This window comes from Nakamurella endophytica, from assembly GCF_014646215.1.
GTDB classification, from domain to species: Bacteria; Actinomycetota; Actinomycetes; order Mycobacteriales; family Nakamurellaceae; genus Nakamurella; species Nakamurella endophytica.
Map to the genome: position 1 here is coordinate 1 of NZ_BMNA01000019.1, position 22328 is coordinate 22328.

Here is a 22328-nt window from a genome sequence, read left to right on the forward strand (position 1 = left end):
GACCACCGAGCGGATCAGTGGGCCACTGCGCCGTCCGTGGGTGCGCGGTCAACGGATTCACCGTCCCGTCCGGCGGCGCCGGCGCCCACCCGTCGACGACGAGCCCGTCGGGACGGGGCTGCAGGTCGGTGATCTCGGTGAGGAACGCACTCGGCCCGTACGCGCCGGCTGCGGTCCGGCCCCAGTGGTGCCCGGACAGCAGCAGGGACTCCTCCGCGCGGGTCAGGGCCACGTAGAGCAGGCGGCGCTCCTCCTGCTGCCCGAGGTCCTTGAGGTCGTCGACGTGGTGGGTGATGGCGTCCTCGAGGTCTCGCTGGTCCGCGTCGCCGGCCAGGTGCAGTGCGGGCAGGTCGGTCCGGTCGCCGCGGATGTCGGGCGGCAGCTGGTTGGGGTCGGACAGCCAACTCCGGAACCGCTCGGACGGGAAGACGGAGCGGGACAGCTGTGGAACGGCGACCGTGTGCCACTCCAGACCCTTGGCGGCGTGCACGGTGAGGACCTGCACCCTGGTGCTGACCTGTGGCTCCTCTCCGGGCGCGAGTCCGTCCTCGCGTTCGGCGGCGGTGCGCAGGTACTCGACCAGCTCGGCCGGACCGGCCCCGCCGTCCGCCACGTCGGCCACCACCTCGGCGAAGGCGTCGAGGTGGGCACGGCCGGCCGGGCCGTGGACGGCGACCTCGATGTCCAGGGCGGTGCTGCGCTCGAGGTCGATGAGCAGGTCCGGCAGGGGCTGGGCCAGCCGGCTCCGCAGGCGCCGCAGTTCCTCGCCGAAGAGGGTGATCCGCCGGTGACCCTCCGCGGTGTACTCGTCGGCGGGCCCGGGGTCGGACACCGCGTCCACGAGCGACGCCGCCTCCGCATCGTCGGCCGTCGTGGCGCGAGCCAGGGCGTCGCGCACGGCGCCGTCGGTCGGCGCGGACCACCCCGCCGACCCGCCGCCGCGGGTGCCGGCGAGTGCGACCGCCCGCCGCGCCAGCGCGGCCAGGTCCGCGGCACCCAAGCGCCAGCGAGCGCCGGTGAGCAGCCGCATCATGGCGCCACCGGCGGTGGGGTCCACGAGCACCTGCAGGAGCGCCACCAGGTCGGCGACCTCCGGCTCGACGAGCAGGCCACCGAGACCGACGACCTCCACGGGCAGGCCCCGGGCGCGCAGTGCCGCGGCGTAGGCGTCCATGTCGCGGCGCCGGCGCAGCAGGACCGCCATGGTCGGTGGGGCGCCGGTGCGGTCCTGGTGCGCCGACCACCGTCCGGCCAGCTGGTCGGCGACCCACTCCTCCTCCTGTTCGGCCGTGTCGAACAGGGCGATGCGGAACTCACCGGTCGGGGCCGCCGGGCGTGCCGCCAGCGCCCGCACCGGAACCCGTCCCGCGCGCAGCGGCGCGGACACCTCGTTGGCGACGTCGAGCACCACGCGGGCGTTGCGGAAGCTCGTCGACAGCGACAGCACGGTCGCGGGGCGGCGGTCCGCGGACGGGAAGTCCTCGACGAACCTGGGCAGGTTGGACGCCGACGCGCCACGCCACGAATAGATGGTCTGCACCGGGTCGCCGACCGCGGTCACCGGGTGGCCGACCGCATCGGGATGGGCACCGGCGCCGAACAGGTCGCGCAGGATGACGCGCTGGGCGTGGCCCGTGTCCTGGTACTCGTCGAGCAGGACGACCCGGTGGCGGGCACGCAGGGCGACCCCGACGTCCGGCAGACCGGCCGCCAGGGCCGCAGCCAGCTGCATCTGGTCCGCGAAGTCGACCACCCCCGCTGCCCGCTTCGCCTGCTCGAACGCCTCGACCAGGGGCACGATCCGCTGACGCTCGGCGAGCCGCCGCACGTGGTCCTCGAGCTTTCGCCGGAGCGCCGACTGCTGTCGCGGTCCCGGTGGCGCCTCCCGGATCCGTTCGATCACCTGGTCGACGACCGCGGACAGGTCCGCCGGTCTGGCGAGGTGGTCGGCGATGCCGCCGGCCACGGCCACCACCAACTCGGTCACCTGGTCCGGGCGCAGGAGCGTCTCGAGGTCGGCGTCCCAGCGGGTCACCACGCGACGGGCCAGCTGCCACGCCGCGGTGGGTGTCAGCACCCGCGCCTGCGGTTCGACGCCCAGGAGGGGACCGAACTCGGCGATGACGCGTCCACCGAAGGCGTGGTAGGTCCACACCTCAGGGTCGCCGGCCTCGGCCGTGTCGGCGCGGTCCGTGACGCCCGAGGCGGCCAGTGCACGCAGCCGGCTGCGGATGCGCGCTGCCAGGCCGGCTGCCGCCTTGCGGGTGAAGGTCAGACCCAGCACCTGGTCGGGCCGCACCAGGCCGTTGGCCACCAGGTACAGCACCCGGGCCGCCATCGTCTCGGTCTTCCCCGACCCCGCACCGGCGATGACCAGCGTCGGGGCGAGCGGGGCCTCGATGACCGCCACCTGTTCCGGCGTGGGCTCCGGAAGTCCCAGGAGCCGGCTGAGCTCGGAGGCGGTCACCGACGGTCGGCGCTCCCCCGACCGGGACGGTGCGACGACACCGCCGGCGTGCGAGGTGGTCACCGCGTCACCTGCTCGCCATCGGCCTGGACGGGACAGGACCCGCGGACCGGGCACCGGTCGCACCGGTCGTTCTCCCGGGCGAGCAGGTTCGCCGACGCAAGTTGTTCGGCTGCCTCGCGCAGCCGGCCGGTCCAGAGCGCCCGCTCCTGCGCGTCGAGCGGCGGCTGGGCGAGGGTCTTGGGAACTCCGCCGCGCAGGTACACCAGTTCCGCGCCGCCGGTCGTCGCGGCGGCCGCCTCGGCGCTTCGGCCGACCGGTACAGGCCCGTCGGGACCGCCGGAACCGTCGGCCGGCGCTTCGAACGCACCAGCGGCGACCGCCACCTGGTACGTGGCGAGCTGGGGGTGGTCCCGGACCTTGGCGCGGGTCGCCGGGGTGGCCGCGGTCTTGAAGTCGGTCACCACCAGGGCACCGTCCGGGTCGGCGGAGAGCCAGTCGACCCGGCCCTTCAGCCGCACCGGTCGCCCGGTGCTGTCGGGATCGTCCGGGTCGGCAGGCAGCCGGACGTCGAGATCCACCTCGGAGCCAAGGAGTGTGCGCGGTGGATGTGTGGAGCCGTACCAGGACCGAGCGGCGCGGCTCATCGCCGTGAGGACCTCGGCGATCCTTCGGCGCTGCCACGGAGCCAGCTCCGTCTGCTCGCGGGCATAACCGTCGACGTACTCCTCGATCTGCTCGTCGCTCAACCCGAGAGCCAGCCCGTGCGCCAGCGCGTGTGCGGCGATCCCCTCCACCTGCGCGTCGCCCATCGGCGCGGATCCGCCCCGGCGTTCGAGCACCGCCCGGAGCGGGCAGGTCAGCAGGGTCTCCACCGCCGACGGCGAGAGCTGTACGACCGCACCGGTCGGGACGACGTCAGCGGTGGAGGACACCTCCGCCAGTCCGTACCAGTCGGCCGGATCGGCTCCCCGCACCCCGGCCAGCGCGAGCTCGGCCAGGTGCTCGGCCGCGCGGCGCCGGAGGTCGCCTTCGGCGGACGGGTCCGTCACGGTCCGCCGCAGGTCCGCCACCAGGGCCGTGAGCTCGAGGTGACGGCTGCGCCTCCCGTCGCCGGGATCGGAACCGGTACCGCCGGGTCCGGCAGACGCATCCGGAGGGGCTGTGCCGAGCAGCTCCTCGAGGAATCGTGACGGCTCGTGGTCGGCGTCGGAGACCGCTGTGCACACCAACCGGCGCCCGGCTCGTGTCGCAGCGACGTAGAACAGCCGTCGCTCGTCGACGAGGGGCCTGCCGAAGCCGGTGCCGACCGGCTGTCCGGCGGCCCGGTCCAGCAACTCGGCCGTGTGCAGCAGGCTGTCGCGACGGCCCAGATCTGGCCAGCGCCCTTCCTGGACACCGGCCACGACGACCACCTGCCACTCCAGGCCCTTGCTGGCATGCGCGGACAGCACGGTCACCGCGTCGACCTGACGGTCCCTCGTGCTCTCCCGCCCGTCGGCGATGAGCTGCTGCTCGGCGGTCGCCAGGAAGGACTCGACTCCGGCCAGCGGGAGTCGCTCGGCGACCTCGGCGGCCAGCGAGAACAACGCCAGGACGGCATCCAACGTCCGGTCCGCCTGCTGTCCAGCGCGGCCACCCCGTTCGGAGGCGGCCACCAACCCCGCCTCCAGGCCCGCCCGCCGCCACAGCCGCCACAGCAGGTCCTCCGCGGTGGCATCCGACCGGCGATCCTGCACCGTCCCCACCATGGCGGACAGCCGGACCACGGCCGGTCGCAGATCCGGCGGCAGATCGACCGACGGGCGCCCGCCGACGAGGATGCCGGCCAGCAGGTCCCCGGCCGAGCCGGTTCCGGGTGACCCGGCCCGCAGGGCCCGCCGCAGCCGCCGGAGCGCCAGGGCGTCGAGACCGCCGAGCGGGGAGGACAGCAGCGCGGCGGCTGCATCGCCGGTCAGCCGGGTGAGGTCCAACCCGCAACGGATGACGGTGAGCAGCGCGGAAACCACCGGATCGGTCTCCAGCACCTGGTCCGGCCGACCGACCACGAGCGGGACGCCGGCGACGCCGAACGCCCGGGACAGCGCGGCGATCTCGGCGGCCGGCGAGCGCACCAGCACCGCCATCTTGCGCCACGCGACACCGTCGATCAAGTGGGCGCGGCGCAGTTCGTCGGCGACGAACGCGGCCTGCTGCGCGACGCCAGGGAGGACGACCACCGCCAGGGGACCTCGGCCGGCGGTCGCTGCATGCGTGGTGTCGACCGTTCCCGCGCTCCGCAGGACGCGGTGCACGGCGGGCCCCGGCAGCCGCTCCGCGACGCGGCGGGTCGCCGTGACCAGCTCGGCCGGGAGCCGCCGAGCCTCGGTCAGCGCGACCGTGTCGTCGGCCCGGAAGTCCCGCAGGGCGCCCGGATCCGCGCCCCGGAAGGCGTACACGGCCTGGTCCGGATCCCCGACGACCACCAGTTCGCGGGCGCCGGACCCGATCATCTCGACCAGGCGGGCCTGGGCCGGATCGACGTCCTGGTACTCGTCCACGAAGACCCGGCGGATCCGCGACTGCTCGCGGCGGAGCACCTCGTCGCGGCTCAGCTCGGCCAGCGCCGCCACGGTCAACTCCGCCTGGTCGAGCGCGACACCCAGGCCTGCGCTGATCTGGCGCAGATCGCCGACCTGCTGGTACTCGCGGGTGAACCGCCCGGCGGCGACCCACTCGGGCCGGTTGTGCCGACGGCCGAGCTCGATCATGCGCGTCGGTCCGATACCGCGTTCGGCCGCCCGCAGCATCAGATCCCGCAGCTCGGCGGCGAACGCCTGCGAGGTGATGGCGGCGTGCAGCTCGACCGGCCACGGACCGCCCCCCGACGCGCAGTGGCCGGCCAGCAGTTCCCGCACCATCCGATCCGTCTCACCGGCACCCAGCAACCGCGGGACCGGCTGCCCCTCGACCGTCGCCTGGTCACGCAGCAGGTGGTAGGCGTACGAGTGCAGTGTGCGGACCAGCGGCTCGCGCGTCGTCACCCCGACCCGGCGGGCGATCCGCTGCGCCAGCTCGGCGGCGGCCCGGCGCGAGAAGGTCAGGACCAGGATCTCCTCCGGCGCCGTCCCCCGTTCGATGCGGGCGGCCACCGATTCGACGATCGTCGTCGTCTTGCCGGTGCCAGGACCGGCCAGCACCTTCAGCCGGCCCGCGTCGTGGTCGACGACACGGCGCTGCTCGTCGGTCGGGTGCACCGGGCCGGGGCTGGACGGCAGCAGGAGGCGGTAGCGCACCCCAGGTCCGGGCGCCCTCTCCGTCGCCGCGATCTGCATGACGGAATCCCATCACGGGACACCGACAGCCCCGGCGGCACCGCGCCCGGGCCGTGCTCCGCAACCTGGCTCCTGCGACGGCGCCCGCCTGCGAGCACGTCGATCCACAGGCCCCGGCCGCGCTCGGTCCGGGCGGGAGCGCCGGCGCCTCGGGACGGGCAGGATGCCGGCGTGGACATGGCGCTCGCGGAACGGATGCTCGAACTGGTGCGGGCGGTGCCGCCGGGCAGGGTGACGACCTACGGGGACATCGCCGCGGCCGCCGGCAGCCGCTCGCCGCGGCTCGCCGGCCGGGTGCTGGCCGAGATGTCGGACGAGTCCGTCCCCTGGTACCGGGTCGTCCGCGCGGACGGGACGCCGGCGCCGCACCTGCGGGACGAGCAGACCGGTCGACTGGCCGAGGAGGGCGTGCGGGTGCGAGACGGCAGGGTGGACCTGCGGAAGCTGCGCTGGCGGTGGTGATCGTGGCACGACTCGGGCCGGTCCGCGACGACGGTTGTCCACTCCGGTCCCGGCTGTCCACAACGACCTGAGCGGCACTTCCGGTGCGCCCTCCGCCTGCGCACCGTGGACGCCGTGGAAGAGCACCCGACACCCGTCACCGTGCACGGTCGGCGAGGCCTGCTCGCCGCGGTGCCGTTCGTCCTCGGCTTCCGCCCGGCCGCCAGCCTGGTCCTGCTGACGATCACGCTGTCGCCCGGCGCCGCCCGGGTGGTGTCGGCGATGCGGGTGGACATCGATGCGCCGTGGGCCCAGGTCCGCGGTCGCCTGCTGCCCCGGCTCCGCGCCGAGAGATGTGGACTGGTCGTCGCCGGCTACTGCGGCCCTCAGGAGGAGCAACGCGTCCGCGACGTCGTGGCGGACCTGCGGCGCGCCTCCGTGGTGGTGCTCGACGCCTACGTGGTCGACGGTGACGTCGCGACCGGCATCCCGGTCGACCGGCAGGCTCCGTGGGCCTGTGGCGTGCCCGGGCCCGACGACCCGCAGGTCGTCGAACTGGGCATGGCCATGGCGCTGCGCGGCCGCGGCGTCCTCGGTGACCGGTCGGCGGTGGTCAGGTCCGTGGCGGCGCCGGAGGGAGGACGAGCCCGCGCCGGATCGGGCGCGACGGACCGCGCCGCCGGTCGACTCCTGGACGTGCTGGCCGGCGCCGCTGCCGGGGGTGCGGACTGCTTGCTCCGCGAGATCGACCGGGCGGCCGACTCCGCACGGCAGGACTGGGACGCCCGTCGAACGGTCGACGTCGACCTGGCGGCGGACCTTGCCGTGCTGGTCTGGGATCCCGTCGCCCGGGACCGTCTGCTCGGCAGGTTGTTGCGCGCCGAAGCGCAGCCCTGGATCCCTGTCCTGGTCTCGGTGGTGACCGCGATACCGGACCCGCAGGCCGCAGCGATCGTGGCGACGCTGGCCGTCGCCGCCTACCGGCACGGTGACGGAGCCCTCTCGACGGTCTGCGTCGACAGGTGTCTGCAGGCCGACCCCGGCCACCGCCTGGCTCAGCTGCTCCGCGCGGCCGCAGCGGCCGGCTTGCCCCCGGACGACCTGGGCCTGCTCGGGCGGACGAGTTCCGACCTCAACGCAGGAACGACCGGATGACCTCCACCGCGGTCAACATCTCGACGAGCGACTTGGGCGTGGTCCGTGGGTGCAGCAGGCTGAACCCCAGGCGGAACAGCACGGCGCGCAGGACCATCTGCGGCCAGTCGGGCAGGTGGCGCCACTCCTCGAGCAGTTCGGGTCCGGCGTCGCCCCACGCCACGGCGTCGACCGCGACGACGCCGGCCGCCCATGCAGCCGGACGCCAGAACGGTTTCATGCCGACGACAGCGGGCGGTGCCGTGCCTGCGAAGAGGACATTGCCGAACATGTCGCCGTGGACCAGCTGCGGCTCGACCGACACCGGTCGGCGCTGCGCCGCGAGTTCGGCGTACACGGCCGCGGCATGCCCGTCGCCCAGGTCGACGGCACCGCCGGGTTCCTCGCCCCACGCCAGTCGGTCGGCGATCGCCGGGACGTCGGTCCGCTGGCGGAGGAAGCGCGGCTCGTCCACGCCCGCCAGCGCGTCGTGGAGCGCCACCGACGCCTCGATCGTCTCGGGAAACCGGGCCTCCGGGCGCCCGGCGACGAAGCGCTGGGCGCTCCAACCGGCCACGACCCAACGTCCGTCCGACGCCCGGACCGGACGTGCGATGCGGATACCGCTGACCCGCAGCTGCTCGAAGGTCGTCGCGAGGAACGAGGCTGCTGCCGGATCGTGGACCCGCCGCAGCACCGTGTCACCGACCCGGAACGCCCCGCCCCGGCCGCCGGCCAGCACGGCGACCTCTGCCGGCGGGGCACCGAACGCGGCCAGCACGTGGGACGGCGGCGGCGAGGACGGCACAGGTACGGACCCTAACCGGGACCCGTGGTCCGGTCGTGATGCCGCCCCGTCCCGCGTGGCGGAGCGGCGCTCCGGTGCTGCGCGGCGCCGGTCACCATGGTGACGCGGCGTCCGCGCGGCGCGCGCCCGGCCCTCCGGGAGGTCGGCCGGCCGGTCGGCTCAGTAGGTCGGCAGGCTGGGGTCGACCTGCTTGATCCACGACAGGACTCCGCCCCCGACGTGGACGGCATCGGTGAACCCGGCCTTGTGCAGCACCGCGAGCGCCTCGGCCGACCTGGCTCCGGACTTGCAGTGCAGCACCAGCGGCCGGTCCACGGGCAGCGCGGACAAGGCCTCCCCGCTGACGATGTCACCCTTGGGGATGAGCACCGAACCGGGGATGTGGACGATGTCGTACTCGTTCGGCTCCCGGACGTCGACCAGCAGGAAGTTCTCCCGGGCGTCGATCTTCTGCTTGAGCTGCAGCGCCGAGATCGTGTGTCCGGCGGCCGCCTCGGCACCCTCCGGGGACACCGACCCGCAGAACGCCTCGTAATCGATCAGTCCGGTGACCGGCTGGGCGGCCGGGTCCTTGCGGATCCGCACGGTGCGGTAGGTCATCTCCAACGCGTCGTAGACCATCAGGCGACCGAGCAGAGTCTCGCCGATACCGGTGATCAGCTTGATGGCCTCGGTCACCATCACGGAACCGATCGAGGCGCACAGCACGCCGAGCACGCCGCCCTCGGCGCACGACGGCACCATCCCGGGCGGCGGCGGCTCGGGGTAGAGATCCCGGTACTGCGGGCCGTACTCCGCCCAGAACAGGCTCACCTGGCCCTCGAACCGGAAGATCGACCCCCAGACGTAGGGCTTGCCCAGCAGCACGCAGGCGTCGTTGACCAGGTAGCGCGTGGCGAAGTTGTCCGTGCCGTCGAGGATGAGGTCGTACTGGCCGAGGATCTCCAACGCGTTGTCCGAGTCCAGCCGCACGGTGTGCAGCCGGACCTCGACGAACGGGTTGATCTCGGCGATCGACTCGGCGGCCGAGACGGCCTTGGACTTCCCGACGTCGGACTGGCCGTGGATGACCTGACGCTGCAGGTTGGACTCGTCGACCATGTCGAAGTCCAGGATCCCCAACGTGCCCACACCGGCGGCGGCCAGGTACAGCAACGCGGGAGAGCCCAGGCCGCCGGCGCCGATGACCAGCACCTTCGCGTTCTTGAGCCGCTTCTGCCCCACCATCCCGACATCGGGGATGATCAGATGCCGGGAGTAGCGCTCGACCTCGGCCTTCGACAGGGACTCGGCCGGCTCCACCAAGGGGGGAAGGGTCGTCACGTCACATCTCCTCGCCGTCGTTCGCTGCGCTCGTGGGCGGCGCCAGTCTGCCGTGCGGGTCGGCCGACCGGCGCTCACCCGCTCCAGAACGGACAACCGCGGTCACCGCTCGGTTCTTCCCGCGGGGTGGCAGGTCACCGGACCACCGTGGCGCCGCGGGCCCGGTCGGGCGCGCTCGGTCCCGTGCCGAGGGGGTCAGTGACCGCGCGGGAACGGGTAGGGGTTGTAGTGGCAGGTCCTGCCGTCCGGCGGGATGGTCTGCGGGTCCAGCTTGGCCAGCTCGTCGTCGGCGGTCGACCACGACTGCTGCATCATCACGGGCGCCAGGCCGCCGTTCTGGCCGCACGGCTGGTGGTGGTAGCCGAGAGCGTGGCCGACCTCGTGGTTCACCGCATACACGCGGTACGACCCCAGGTCGCCGTTGAAGGAGACCGCTCCCCTGGTCCACCGCGCGTTGTTGATGACGACGCGCTGCGCCGAGCGCGCGTAGCACGACGCCTCCAGGTGGATGTCCCACCCGCACAGCGGCGCGCTGCGCACCGTCATCTGGCTGGTCAACGAGATGCGGAAGGACGGCTGTCCCCGGTCGATGCGGCGCAGGGTGAAGTCGCCCGAGCCGATCCACGACCTGGGGTCGGCGAGGACGGCGTCGACCTTGGCGGCGAACTCCTTGTCGGCGGCCGCCGGTTCGATGCCGTCCTCGACCTCCACGGTGTAGGTGAAGACCCGGGCGCCGGACCCTCGCGCCGGGCTGGTACCGGCGACCACGTGCCACGTGCCCTTGCCCCGCGCGGTGAACGCCTCCCCCGGCGGCAGTGCGCCGGAGGGGATGGCGGCGGAGAACGACCCCGACGGATCCGGTCCGGTGGGCGCCGTCGCGGTGGCAGCGGTCGCGCCCGTCGCAGCGGTCGCAGCGGTCGCACCGGTGACGGAACGGGTCTCCGTGACGGTCGCCGGAGGACCGCTGACGGTGACCGTCGTGGGGACGCCGGACACCACGGTCGTGACCGTCTGCGCCACCGGGGTGGACGCGGCGGTGCGTGGGGTGTTGCGGGCGACCTGCAGGACCGCCACCACGGTCAGCGCGAGCAGGATGGGGATGGCGTAGCCGCGCCATCCGACCCGGCGAAGCAACCCTCGGCGTCCGGACGGCGGCCGCGGCGTCCGGCGTCCGCCCGACGACGCGCGCCCGGCGGAGCGCCGGGCGGCGCCGGTGCTGGTCGCGCCGCTCGACTCCCGGGCGGTGGGGGCGTCGTCGTCCGCCCACAGCGACGACGGACCGATGCCGTGGCCGCGGCGCAGCCCCGTCGGCGGAACTGCACCGGTATTCCGGCGTCCCGCAGACGACCGGCTGGTCCGGTCGGACCGGCCCGGATCGGCACGATGGTCGCGGGCAGGTCGCGTCACGGTCACGAGGTTGCCACAACGGTGCCCGGCGCCTGCTCCGGCGCGCCCGGCAGGTCCGACCGGCCGGGAGGTCGGCGACCGTGAGTTCCGGCGTGCTCCACCCCGTCCCAGAGCGCGAGCACGGCGCGTGCCGTGGTGGTCGGGTCCTCCATCATCGCGGTGTGCCCGAGCCCGGGCAGCAGCAGCAGAGAGGCGTCGGGGAACGCGGCCGCGGTCCGCTCGGCCAGGCGGGGGTCGACCAGTTGGTCGCGGGTGCCCCAGACCACCAGCGTGGGGATCGAGATCCGGGCGGCCGCCGCGCGGAACGAGGACGAGCCTCGCGACAGGTAGCTGGTCATCAACGCGCGCAGCGACCCGAGCAGCGACCGGTGCACCCAGGGCAAGCCGGTGCGCCACGCCAGGTCCTCGGCGGCGGCGCGGAACTGGTCCTCGGTGATCACGGACGGGTCACCGAAACAGACCGCTGCCATCCCGCGCGCCCGCTCCGCCGGGTCGACGGCGGACAGCCGCCGCACCGCCACTCCCGTCGTCCCGGGCAACAGCAGCAGGGCCAGCCGTCGGTCGGCCCCACGGTCGGTGGTCATCCGGAGATCCGGCACGGCGGGCGAGATCAGGGTCAGGGACCGGACGAGGTCGGGATGACGGGCGGCGATGCCCACCGCCACCATGCCGCCGAGCGAGTTCCCGACCAGGTGCACCGGGCGGTCCGAGCGCCGGCGGATGACCGCGGCGACCAGGTCGGCATCGTCCGAGAGCCGGTACCGGCCGTGCGGCGGCGGATCGGACCGTCCGTGCCCGGGCAGGTCCACGGAGTACCCGACGGCGCGGTCGGCCAGCAGGTCGGCGAGCTGCGTCCAGTTGGTCGTCGACCCCGCCAGCCCGTGCACGTACCAGGCCTGGTCGGACGGTGCGGCCGCTCCGAGGGGAGGTGTGGTCCGCCGCACGAAGAGCCCACGCCCGTCGACCCGCTCGTACCAGCCGTCCGGCGGCGGGGCGTCGAGCGGGAGCGGCTCCGGCAGGGCCCGGTCCGACAGCGGGGCGTCGGACAGGCGGGTCAGCTCGTCATGGACCACCCGGCGATAGACGGGCAGCGTCGGGGACATCTGTCGATGGTGCCGCAGGCGGACCTCGGGGCGGTCGACGGCCGGACGACTAGGGTGTACCGGGCGCGGCTCCTGCCGCGCGGGACGTGGGCCGCAGCGGCCCGCGCCGGGGAGGCGGTGAGGCACGGTGACCAGGCCGGCGCCTGCAGGGAGCCGATCCACCCCGCGGCTGTCCCGGTCCGACCGGCGGACGCAGTTGCTGGACGCCGCCCGATTGGTCTTCGTCGCCCAGGGCTATCACTCCGCGGCCATGGACGACATCGCCGTCGGCGCCGGAGTCAGCAAACCGGTGCTATACCAACACTTCCCGTCCAAGCTCGAGCTGTACCTGGCGTTGCTCGCGGAGTCCGCACAGGACATGGTGCAGCGGGTGCGGCAGGCGCTCGACGGCACCGAGGACAACCAGGACCGGACCCGCCGCGCGGTCCGCGCCTACTTCACCTACGTCGCCGACGACGCCCAGGCGTACCGGCTGATCTTCGAGTCGGATCTGCGCGGCGAGTCGTCGGTCGAGACCGTCGTGGAACGCGCCACGGCCGACTGCGTGGAGGCCATCACGGCCACCATCACCGCGGACACCGGTGTGGACCCGCAGCGGGCACGGCTGCTGGCCGCCGGGATGGTCGGCCTGTCCCAGGTGAGCGCCCGCTGGTGGGTGGCGCAGGGAGGTGGCGTGCCCGTCGACGAGGCCGTCGAGCTCATCTCGACGCTGGCCTGGCGCGGCATCTCCCGGTTCCCCATGCACGGATAGCGGGCGGTCGATCCGGTCGCGCCGGACCGTCGCGGCGCGGCAGATCCTCTGCCCGGATCCCCGAGTGCGGCGGAGCATCGGGCGCACCGACGGGTGGACCCGTGGCCCGGCGGGACGAGGCAGGAGCGCAACCCGTGACACGGCCGATGCACACCAGCTCGACACCGTGGCCGGCAGCAATGGCATGCCGGCCCGCGGCGCCCCGGCGCCCGCACCCGTACCCGTCACCCGTCGTGGGCCGGATAGAACGGCGGCAGGCGGCACGTGGGCTCCGTGACGGCAACCCGTCGTGGCCCCGGCGGTGACGGTGGCAGCCGGTGCGACGCCGAGGATCAGGCGGTGACCGCGAAACCCACGCGGCGGGTGTCCGAGGGCGCAATCTCGACGTAGGCGATCCGGGCCGACGGCACGATCACCCGACGTCCCTTGTCGTCGACCAGGGTCAGCGTCCCCTTCGGGTCCTCGAGCGACTTGGCGACCAGCGCCTCGATCTCGTCGGGCTGGGACGCCGAGCTGACGACCAGCTCACGGTTGCTGTCGGTCACACCGATCTTGACGTCCACGCTCGACCTCTTCCCGCATCAGACGGTCGCCGTTGTCGGCGACCCGGGCGGACCGGCGTACCGGCCGCACCACCCAGGCTAATCGACGCCTCGACGCAGGCTCGCCGCGCGAGCTGCGCCGACGGCGAACAGTGCTGCAGCAGGCCCGGAGTCAGAACAGCCGGCCCGCCACGTCGTCCACGCCGCGCATCCGGTCGTAGTCCAGGACCAGGCACCGCAGACCGCGGTCCTCGGCGAGCGTGCGGGCCTGCGGCTTGATCTGCTGCGCCGCGAAGACGCCGGTCACCCGACCCAGCAACGGGTCGCGGCTGAGCAGGTCGACGTACCGGGTGAGCTGCTCGACGCCCTCGATCTCGCCGCGGCGTTTGATCTCCACGGCCACCACGGCACCGGACGCGTCCCGGCACAGCAGGTCCACCGGCCCGACCGGCGTCGGGTACTCCCGCCGGATCAACCTGTACCCGGCTCCCAGCAGCTCGACCTGCTCGGCCAGCAGAGCCTGCAGGTGCGCCTCCACGCCGTCCTTGACCAGCCCGGGATCGGCGCCCAGCGCATGGCTGGAGTCGTGCAGCACCTCCTCGATCGTGATGAGGAGCTGCTCCCCCGCCTTGTTCTCGACCCGCCACAGTCCCGGTTCCTCGGTGAGCCAGCACGGTGGGGACATCCAGTTCAGCGGCTTGTAGGCACGGTCGTCGGCGTGGATCGACACGGACCCGTCCGCCTTGATCAGCAACAGGCGGGGCGCCATCGGCAGGTGGGCGGTCAGCCGCCCGACGTAGTCGACGGCACAGCGGGCAACCACCAGACGCACCGGAGCAGCCTATCGGCCCGTCCGCCGCCCGCCGGAATCCGCTCGATCTCGCATCGGGTGCGCAAGGACCGCCAGCAGCGGACGTCCGCATTGCACCGGCCGGCAGGCTGCCCGCACCGGCCCGCGGCCGTCGCGACCGGACCGACACCCTGGCCGGACCGGCCACGACGGCGGCCGGGATCCGGTCACCGGCCCGCGGCCGCGGCGCGGTGCACACCGTCCGGCACGGACCGCGGTGCACCGTCGACGGAACCAACGGACCGGACGGTCCGGCTGCCCGACGGGACACGCACGACGCGACACGTCGACAGGGACATGCATGACAGGGACACGCATGACGGAACACCCGCCGCACCGCGGATCTGCTCGGGCGGACACCCGCGCAACCGCAGGCCTGCCCGGTCGGGCACGGGGACACCGCGGACCGCCCGGCCGGATCCGAGCTCAGCCGGCGACGCGCTGCACGTCGGCGCCCAGGGCCTGCAGGTCCTCGACGAACCAGGGATAGCCCCGGTCGATGTGCCCGACCTCGTGCACCTGGGTGACTCCTTCGGCCACCAGCCCGGCGAGCACCAGGCCGGCCCCGGCACGGATGTCGGTCGCCCAGACCGGCGCGCTGGACAGCCGCTCGCGGCCCCGCAGCGACGCGTGGTGACCGTCGGTCCTGGCGTCCGCGCCCATCCGGATCAGCTCGTCGACGAACCGGAACCGGGCCTCGAACACGTTCTCGGTGATCAGCGAGTGGCCGTCCGCCACCGCCGCCAGGGCCAGTGCCATCGGCTGCAGGTCGGTCGGGAACCCGGGGTACGGCATGGTCAGCACGTCGACGGCGCGCGGCCGCCCCGCCATGTCGACCAGGAAGCCGTCGGGCTCCACCGCGATGCTGGCCCCGGCCTCGGACAGCCGGTCCAGCGGCGCGGACAGGTGGGCGGCGTCCACTCCCTCGACGCGGATCCGCCCGCGGGTCATCACCGCCGCGTACGCCCAGGTGCCGCCGACCACCCGGTCGCCGACCGTGCGGTGCTCGGTGGGACGGAGCTGGTCGACGCCCTCGATGGTGATGGTCGCCGAGCCGGCGCCGGTCACCCGGGCGCCCATCTGCCCCAGCATGACGGCCAGGTCGACGATCTCCGGCTCCCGCGCGGCGTTGCGGATGGTCGTCGTGCCGCGCGCCAGCACCGCGGCCATCAGGATGTTCTCGGTCGCACCGACGCTCGGGAAGTCCAGCACGATGTCGGCGCCATGCAGCCCGTCGGCCTCGCCGATGACGAAACCGTGCTCGATGGCCATCCGCGCGCCCATGGCGCGCAGGCCGCTCTGGTGCATGTCCAGCGGGCGGGACCCGATGGCGTCCCCGCCGGGGAGGGCCACCCGGGCGCGCAGGCACCGTCCCATCAGCGGGCCGAGCACGCACACGGACGCCCGCAGCCGGCCCACGGCCGGGAAGTCCGCCGCCCAGGCGAGGTCGGCGGGCACGGTGATCGAGACCTCGTCACCGGAGATCTTGACGATGCATCCGAGCCCGCCCAGGACGTCGGCCATCAGCGGCACGTCGAGGATCGCGGGGGCGTTGGTCAGCACGGTCGTGCCCTCGGCGAGCAGCGCGGCGGCCATCAGCTTCAGCACGCTGTTCTTGGCGCCCGCCACCCGGACGTGCCCGTCCAGCCGCGCGCCCCCGGCGACCAGGAAGGTGTCGTCCACGCTGGGGACTCTATCGCCGTGCCGCCTCCACCCCGGCCGGTCCGCGGCTCCCGCGCGACGCCCCGCCGGGCGGGACGGGGGACGTCGGCCGCCGGGCAGAGGTCCAGGGCGCGGACCGTCCGAGCTGCCGGCGGCGGGTCCGGTGACTCAGGGCGGGAGCAGGACCGGGCCCCCCGGTGCCACGACATCGTCCGTCGTCCGTCGCCCGGCCCGTCCGCGTCGGCCGTCCTCCCGACACGCCGCCGGCCGACACGGTGTCCGCGCCGGCCGGTCCCGGGCCGAGACGCGGGCTGACCCGTCGGACCGTCCGGAGCCGGCACCTATCCTGGCGCGATGGCCGTCCACCTGACCCGCATCTACACCCGCACCGGCGACGACGGGACGACCGGTCTCGCCGACTTCTCGCGGGTGGCCAAGACGGACCCGCGGCTGGTCGCCTACGCCGACTGCGACGAGACGAACGCCGCGCTCGGCTTGGTGGTGGCGCTGGGATCGCCGGCGGCTCCCGTACTGGCCGTCGTGCGCCGGCTGCAGAACGAGCTGTTCGACCTCGGCGCGGACCTGTCCACGCCGGTCGTACCGGATCCGGAGCATCCGCCGCTGCGGATCACCACGGAGTACGTGTCCCGCCTCGAGGCCGACTGTGATCTGTTCAACGAGCAGCTCGAGCCGCTGCACAGCTTCGTGCTCCCGGGCGGGACGGCCGCCGCGGCCCTGCTGCACCAGGCCCGGACGGTCGCCCGCCGGGCCGAGCGCAGCGCGTGGGCGCTGATGGCGGCGGATCCGGACCGGACGAACCCGTTGGCGCCGACGTACCTCAACCGGCTGTCCGACCTGCTGTTCATCCTGGCCCGGGTGGCGAACCCGGCCGGCGACGTCACCTGGGTGCCGGGCGGCAAGCGGGACTGACGGGGCGGGATCCGCGGAGACAGCCGGTTCCGGGGCCGGCGGCCGCCCGCACCCGGCGGGCAGCGACCGGCCCGCGGAGCCGGACGTCGCGGGCCGGGCCGCCGTAGCAGCGGCGGTCGCGGAGATCCGTCGACCGCGACGGGGCCGCCGGGACCCGGCCGGTCCCGGACGTTCCGGGACCGGCTCGCGTCGGTGGCCGCGGACAGCCCACGACCATCCGCCCGGTCGGCCGGTGCAGCGCGATCGCTGCCCCGCCGCCGGCTCCACGCCCGCCGCCGACGACCCGCCGGTCAGCCGCGCGCCTGCCGCCCCCGCGACTGCCCCAGTGCCGGTGGCACCGACTCCAGCCAGGCCTGCAGGCCGGTGAGACTCTGCTCGGACAAGGCCATCTCGAACGGCTGCCGGCCGTCGTTGCACCGCACGATCACCGACCCGACCGGCAGCAGGTCGGCCTCCCCGCGGGTCGGCGACCGCCGGGCACCGATTTCGAGATCCTCGCGGTCCAGCGTGCGCGACGCCAGCGGCAGCGGCGAGAACGACCGGTAGAGCACCAGAGCGGTGTCGGAGAAGCGGCCCTGGCCGAACACCCAACCACGGGACCGGCTCGACGACTCCGGCCGCCAGCACAGGTCCACACCGCCGGCCCGGCTCAGCAGGGACCGGCGGATCGCCACGGCGACGATGAGCACCACGATGGCGAGCAACAGCGCGAGGCCGACGACCTCTGCGCTCTGCATGCCGGACCGGATCCGCTCAGATCGACTCGCCGGCGGCGAGCAGCTGTGCCCGCGCCCGGCGCAGTTCCTGCAGGGCGTCGGCGGAGTCGCCGCCGCGGGCCTTGGCGTCCTCGTAGGCCTTGCGGGCGTGGGTCACGTCGATCTCGTCACGCAGCTCGGCATCCTCGGCCAGGATCGACACGCCGTCCCGGGTCACCGAGAGGAAACCGCCGTGGACGGCGACGCTCATCACGGAGCCGTCCGGCGACACGATCCGGGCTGCGAAGCCCTCACGCAGCTGCGCCAGCAGCGGGGCGTGCCCCGGCAGGACGCCGATGTCGCCGTCGACCGTCCGGGCCACCACCATCTGCGCGGTACCCGACCAGATCTGGCGCTCGACGGCGACCAGGTCGACCTGCATCTCTGCCACGGACGGCTCCGCCTCCACTCCGGTCGATGTGTCTCCGGCCGCGACGGCCGCCGGCGGGCGAACCCGCTCCGGCGGCCGGACGACCCGAGTCTAACGGGCTCTGCCAGGTGCTCGGTCCGCCGCGAGGGCACCGGGCACCGGCGGACGCCGGCGGCCCCGCGGGTGCGGGACCGCCGGCGACGGCTCAGTTGAGCGTCTTGGCCTTGGCCATGACGTCGTCGAGACCGCCGACGTTCAGGAACGCCTGCTCCGGAATCGAGTCGTACTCGCCCTTGGCGATGCCGTCGAAGGCCGCGATGGTGTCCTTGATCTCGACGTACGACCCGTCCTGGCCGGTGAACTGCTTGGCCACGAAGAAGTTCTGGCCGAGGAAGCGCTCCATCCGCCGGGCGCGGCCGACGAGCAGCTTGTCCTCCTCGGACAGCTCGTCCATGCCCAGGATGGCGATGATGTCCTGCAGCTCCTTGTAGCGCTGCAGGATCCGCTTGACCTCCTGCGCCACCCGGTAGTGCTCGGCACCGACGTACTGCGGGTCGAGGATCCGCGAGGTGGACGACAGCGGGTCCACCGCCGGGTAGATGCCCTTCTCGGTGATGGAGCGGGCCAGCTCCGTGGTGGCGTCCAGGTGCGCGAACGTGGTGGAGGGCGCCGGGTCGGTGTAGTCGTCCGCTGGCACGTAGATGGCCTGCAGCGACGTGATCGACCGGCCCCGGGTCGAGGTGATCCGCTCCTGCAGCTCGCCCATCTCGTCGGCCAGGGTGGGCTGGTAGCCCACCGCCGACGGCATCCGGCCGAGCAGGGTCGACACCTCGGAGCCGGCCTGGGTGAACCGGAAGATGTTGTCGATGAACAGCAGGACGTCCTGGTTCTGGACGTCCCGGAAGTACTCCGCCATCGTCAGCGCCGACAGCGCGACCCGCATCCGGGTGCCCGGCGGCTCGTCCATCTGGCCGAACACCAGCGCGGTGTCGTGGATGACGCCGGACTCGGTCATCTCCGTCAGGAGGTCGTTGCCCTCGCGGGTCCGCTCCCCGACGCCGGCGAACACCGAGGTGCCGCCGAAGTTCTTGGCGACCCGGGTGATCATCTCCTGGATCAGCACGGTCTTGCCCACGCCCGCGCCGCCGAACAGGCCGATCTTGCCGCCGGTCACGTACGGGGTCAGCAGGTCGATGACCTTGATCCCGGTGACCAGCTGCTCGGTCTTGCCCTCGAGCTGGTCGAACGCCGGGGGCTTGCGGTAGATGGGCCAGTGCTCGCCGTCGGCCCCGGTGCCCGGCGCGTCCAGGCAGGCGCCCAGGGCGTTGAACACGTGACCCTTGACGACGTCGCCCACCGGCACGGAGATCGGCGCCCCGGTGTCGGTCACCGGGACCCCTCGCACCAGGCCGTCGGTCGGCTGCATGGAGATCGCACGGACCACCTCGTCACCGAGGTGCAGCGCTACCTCCAGGGTGAGCGTCCGCTCCTCACCGCCGAGGGTGACCGGCACGTGCAGTGCGTTGGACAGCTCGGGAACCTCGCCGCGCGGGAACTCGATGTCGACCACGGGACCGATGACCCGTACGACCCGTCCTGCGGTGCGCGACCTCGCCGGTGCACTCATGATGACCTCGTTCCCTGCTGTTGTGATCGGTGCCGGTGGTGGATCAAGTCGATGGATGGGTCGCCGGTGGTCAGGAGCCCCGGCTCAGTCCTCGTCGTCGGCGGCCGACGCCAGGGCGTCCGCACCACCGACGATCTCGGTCAGTTCCTGGGTGATCTGCGCCTGCCGGGCCTGGTTGGCCTCGCGGGACAGCTTGCGGATGATCTCGTTGGCGTTGTCGGTGGCCGACTTGCACGCCTGCCGGCGGGCGGCCGACTCGCTGGCCGCGGCGTCGAGCAGCGCGGCGTAGATGCGCGTGGTGATGTACTTCGGCAGCAGCGCGTCCAGCAGCGCGTCCGGAGCCGGCTCGAACTCGTAGGCCGGCAGGGGCCCGTTCCGGGTGTCCGTGCCGACGTACTCCACCACCAGCGGAGCGACCCGCCGGGCCTGCGGCGTCTGCGTCAGCATCGACACGAAGTGCGTGCTGACCAGGTGGAACTCGTCGATGCCCGGCTGCGGCCCGCCCTCGGTGTCGACCTGCCCGTCCGACCCGGCGAGGAACGCCGGCAGGATCGCCTGCGCCGCGTCCACCGCGTTGCTGTACTCCGGCTTCTCGGAGAAGCCGGTCCAGGACGCCGCGATCGCCCGCTGCCGGAAGTTGTAGTAGCCGACGCCCTTGCGCCCGATGACGTAGAGCACCGTCTCCTTGCCCTCGCTGCGCAGCAGCGACCGGAGCTCCTCCGCGGCCTTGAGGGTGTTGGCGTTGTAGCCGCCCGCCAGCCCGCGGTCCGAGGTGACCACCAGGATGCCGGCGCGGCGGGCCTCGGGACGCTCGGTGAGCAGCGGGTGGTCCAGCGTGGACGCCGACGCCAGCGCGGTGAGCACGTCGGTGATCTGCGCCGAGTACGGTGCGGCCGCGGCCACCTTGGCCTGGGCCTTGGCGATGCGCGAGGTCGCGATCATCTCCATGGCCTTGGTGGTCTTCTGCGTCGAGCGGACCGAACGGACCCGCTGGCGCAGCACCCTCACCTGGGCAGCCACCGCCCACCTCCCTCCGTGCCGGGCGGGGTGGCCACCGGTCCCCCGGTGACCACCCCGCCGCCTGTCTGTCCCATCGTCCCTGCTGCCGCTGCCGGGCGGAGCCGGTGGCTCAGCGCTGTGCCGGCGGAGCCGGCCGTCGCACCTGGACCCGCTCCTGGCCGACGTCGGCCGGGTCCATCGCCTCGGCCTCCTGCTCCCGGCCCAGGGTGCGACCCTCGGACGTGGTGAAGGAGGCGTTGAACTCGTCGAGCGCGCGCAGCAGCACCTGCTCGATGTCGTCGGTCAGGTCCCGCCCCTCGGCGATCTGCCGCAGCGGCTCGCCCTGGTAGTGCCGCAGGAACTGCAGGAAGTCGGTCTCGAAGCGCCGGACGTCCTCGACGGGGACCCGGTCCAGGTGCCCGCGGGTACCCGACCAGATCGAGACGACCTCCTCGGCCACCGGGAACGGCTGGTACTGCGGCTGCTTGAGCAGCTCGACCAGCCGGGACCCGCGGGCCAGCGCGCGCTTGGACGCCGGGTCCAGGTCGGAGCCGAACGCGGCGAAGGCCTCCAGCTCGCGGTAGGCCGACAGATCCAGGCGCAGCGTGCCGGAGACCTTGCGCATGGCCCGGATCTGCGCGGCGCCGCCCACTCGCGACACCGAGATGCCGACGTTGATGGCCGGCCGGACACCCGCGTTGAACAGGTCCGACTCCAGGAAGCACTGGCCGTCGGTGATCGAGATGACGTTGGTCGGGATGTAGGCCGACACGTCGTTGGCCTTGGTCTCGATCAGCGGCAGGCCGGTCATTGAACCGCCGCCCAGCTCGTCGGACAGCTTGGCGCAGCGCTCCAGCAGCCGGGAGTGCAGGTAGAACACGTCGCCGGGGTAGGCCTCGCGGCCCGGCGGCCGGCGCAGCAGCAGCGAGATGGCGCGGTAGGCCTCGGCCTGCTTGGTCAGGTCGTCGAAGACGATGAGGACGTGCTTGCCCTGGTACATCCAGTGCTGGCCGATGGCCGAGCCGGTGTAGGGCGCGAGCCACTTGAAGCCGGCGCTGTCCGAGGCCGGGGCCGCCACGATCGTCGTGTACTCCAGCGCGCCGGCGTCCTCGAGCGCCTGGCGGATGCCGGCGATCGTGGTGCCCTTCTGCCCGATGGCCACGTAGATGCAACGGACCTGCTGGGCGGGATCACCGGTCGCCCAGTTCTGCTTCTGGTTGATGATCGTGTCCACGCAGACCGCGGTCTTGCCGGTCTTGCGGTCGCCGATGATCAGCTGGCGCTGGCCGCGGCCGATCGGCGTCATGCTGTCGATGGCCTTGATGCCGGTCTGCAGCGGCTCGCTGACGCCCTGCCGCTGCACCACGGTGGCGGCCTGGATCTCCAGGGCGCGGGTGGCCTCCGCGGCGATCTCGCCGAGCCCGTCGATCGGCTGCCCGAGCGGGTTCACCACCCGGCCCAGGAAAGCGTCGCCGACCGGGACGGACAGCACCTCGCCGGTGCGGGTGACCTGCTGCCCCTCCTCCAGGGTGTTGGCGTCACCGAGGACGACGGCACCGATGGTCCGCACGTCGAGGTTCAGCGCCACGCCCAGCACCCCGCCCGGGAACTGCAGCAGCTCGTTGGCCATCGCCGACGGGAGTCCCTCGACGGTCGCGATGCCGTCCCCGGTGTCGGCGATGACGCCGACCTCCTCGCGGGTCACCTCGGGGGCGTAGTCGGCGACGTAGGAGTCGATCGCCGACCGGATCTCGTCGGCGGAGATGGTCAGTTCGGTCATCGCGTTCCCGTTCTCCTCGGTACAGGGTGGTGCGCTGCGCAGTGCTCCCGGCCGTGTCCGGCGCG

18 protein-coding genes are annotated in these 22328 nt (G+C 73.5%); 4 read left to right on the top strand and 14 right to left on the bottom strand.

Features of this window, described 5'->3' with window-relative positions; genetic code table 11:
* Together IEY37_RS20830 and IEY37_RS20835 are read right to left on the bottom strand one after the other, a co-directional pair.
* A partial coding sequence (locus tag IEY37_RS20830; RefSeq protein ID WP_188944863.1) for an ATP-dependent helicase occupies positions 1–2530 on the bottom strand: 2530 nt, incomplete at its 3' end.
* A complete protein-coding gene (locus IEY37_RS20835; protein WP_188944864.1) occupies positions 2527–5742 on the bottom strand; it encodes an ATP-dependent helicase in 3216 nt (1071 codons plus the stop codon). The genes IEY37_RS20835 and IEY37_RS20830, both read right to left, overlap by 4 nt.
* A gap of 216 nt (positions 5743–5958) precedes the next feature.
* Here IEY37_RS20835 and IEY37_RS20840 point away from each other — a divergent pair, with 216 nt between their 5' ends.
* Together IEY37_RS20840 and IEY37_RS20845 are read left to right on the top strand one after the other, a co-directional pair.
* Positions 5959–6243 carry an MGMT family protein gene (locus IEY37_RS20840; RefSeq protein ID WP_229674737.1) on the top strand — a complete coding sequence of 95 codons (285 nt, stop codon included), beginning with the start codon at positions 5959–5961 and terminating at the stop codon, positions 6241–6243.
* 114 nt (positions 6244–6357) lie between these two features.
* The gene (locus IEY37_RS20845) at positions 6358–7377 is read left to right on the top strand and encodes a DUF4192 domain-containing protein (RefSeq protein WP_188944866.1); all 1020 of its coding nucleotides are present in this window, start codon (positions 6358–6360) and stop codon (positions 7375–7377) included.
* Here the strand turns inward: IEY37_RS20845 and IEY37_RS20850 are convergent.
* The 4 genes from IEY37_RS20850 to IEY37_RS20865 form a co-directional block, all read right to left on the bottom strand.
* The gene (locus IEY37_RS20850; RefSeq protein WP_188944867.1) at positions 7355–8164 is read right to left on the bottom strand and encodes a TIGR02569 family protein; all 810 of its coding nucleotides are present in this window, start codon (positions 8162–8164) and stop codon (positions 7355–7357) included. The genes IEY37_RS20845 and IEY37_RS20850 overlap by 23 nt on opposite strands.
* A gap of 159 nt (positions 8165–8323) precedes the next feature.
* Complete coding sequence (gene moeZ, locus IEY37_RS20855; RefSeq protein ID WP_188944868.1) at positions 8324–9487, bottom strand: adenylyltransferase/sulfurtransferase MoeZ; 1164 nt, start codon at positions 9485–9487, stop codon at positions 8324–8326.
* A gap of 195 nt (positions 9488–9682) precedes the next feature.
* Positions 9683–10621 carry a DUF3152 domain-containing protein gene (locus IEY37_RS20860; protein WP_188944869.1) on the bottom strand — a complete coding sequence of 313 codons (939 nt, stop codon included), beginning with the start codon at positions 10619–10621 and terminating at the stop codon, positions 9683–9685.
* 275 nt (positions 10622–10896) lie between these two features.
* A complete protein-coding gene (locus tag IEY37_RS20865) occupies positions 10897–11997 on the bottom strand; it encodes an alpha/beta fold hydrolase (protein WP_229674731.1) in 1101 nt (366 codons plus the stop codon).
* Between the two features lie 127 nt (positions 11998–12124).
* Between IEY37_RS20865 and IEY37_RS20870 the strand changes: the two genes are divergently transcribed.
* A complete protein-coding gene (locus IEY37_RS20870) occupies positions 12125–12748 on the top strand; it encodes a TetR/AcrR family transcriptional regulator (RefSeq protein WP_188944870.1) in 624 nt (207 codons plus the stop codon).
* A gap of 332 nt (positions 12749–13080) precedes the next feature.
* Here IEY37_RS20870 and IEY37_RS20875 read toward each other — a convergent pair whose 3' ends face one another.
* The 3 genes from IEY37_RS20875 to murA form a co-directional block, all read right to left on the bottom strand.
* Positions 13081–13311, bottom strand: a complete 231-nt coding sequence (locus IEY37_RS20875) for a DUF3107 domain-containing protein (protein ID WP_188944871.1) — start codon at positions 13309–13311, stop codon at positions 13081–13083.
* Positions 13312–13462: 151 nt separating this feature from the next.
* A complete protein-coding gene (nucS, locus tag IEY37_RS20880) occupies positions 13463–14122 on the bottom strand; it encodes an endonuclease NucS (RefSeq protein ID WP_188944872.1) in 660 nt (219 codons plus the stop codon).
* 444 nt (positions 14123–14566) lie between these two features.
* Positions 14567–15823: a UDP-N-acetylglucosamine 1-carboxyvinyltransferase gene (gene murA / locus IEY37_RS20885; RefSeq protein WP_188944873.1), complete on the bottom strand. Its 1257-nt coding sequence runs from the start codon at positions 15821–15823 to the stop codon at positions 14567–14569.
* 333 nt (positions 15824–16156) lie between these two features.
* Between murA and IEY37_RS20890 the strand changes: the two genes are divergently transcribed.
* Positions 16157–16732 (top strand): cob(I)yrinic acid a,c-diamide adenosyltransferase, encoded by a 576-nt coding sequence (locus IEY37_RS20890; protein WP_188944874.1) that lies wholly within the window; start codon positions 16157–16159, stop codon positions 16730–16732.
* A gap of 290 nt (positions 16733–17022) precedes the next feature.
* Here IEY37_RS20890 and IEY37_RS20895 read toward each other — a convergent pair whose 3' ends face one another.
* The 5 genes from IEY37_RS20895 to atpA form a co-directional block, all read right to left on the bottom strand.
* Positions 17023–17469, bottom strand: a complete 447-nt coding sequence (locus IEY37_RS20895) for a DUF2550 domain-containing protein (protein ID WP_188944875.1) — start codon at positions 17467–17469, stop codon at positions 17023–17025.
* Positions 17470–17485: 16 nt separating this feature from the next.
* Positions 17486–17878: a F0F1 ATP synthase subunit epsilon gene (locus IEY37_RS20900; RefSeq protein ID WP_188944876.1), complete on the bottom strand. Its 393-nt coding sequence runs from the start codon at positions 17876–17878 to the stop codon at positions 17486–17488.
* 184 nt (positions 17879–18062) lie between these two features.
* Positions 18063–19484 (bottom strand): F0F1 ATP synthase subunit beta, encoded by a 1422-nt coding sequence (gene atpD / locus IEY37_RS20905; protein ID WP_188944877.1) that lies wholly within the window; start codon positions 19482–19484, stop codon positions 18063–18065.
* A gap of 84 nt (positions 19485–19568) precedes the next feature.
* On the bottom strand, positions 19569–20504 hold the full coding sequence (locus IEY37_RS20910) for a F0F1 ATP synthase subunit gamma (RefSeq protein WP_188944878.1): 936 nt from the start codon (positions 20502–20504) through the stop codon (positions 19569–19571).
* Between the two features lie 109 nt (positions 20505–20613).
* Positions 20614–22263 carry a F0F1 ATP synthase subunit alpha gene (atpA, locus tag IEY37_RS20915; RefSeq protein ID WP_188944879.1) on the bottom strand — a complete coding sequence of 550 codons (1650 nt, stop codon included), beginning with the start codon at positions 22261–22263 and terminating at the stop codon, positions 20614–20616.
* Positions 22264–22328: the final 65 nt, after the last annotated feature.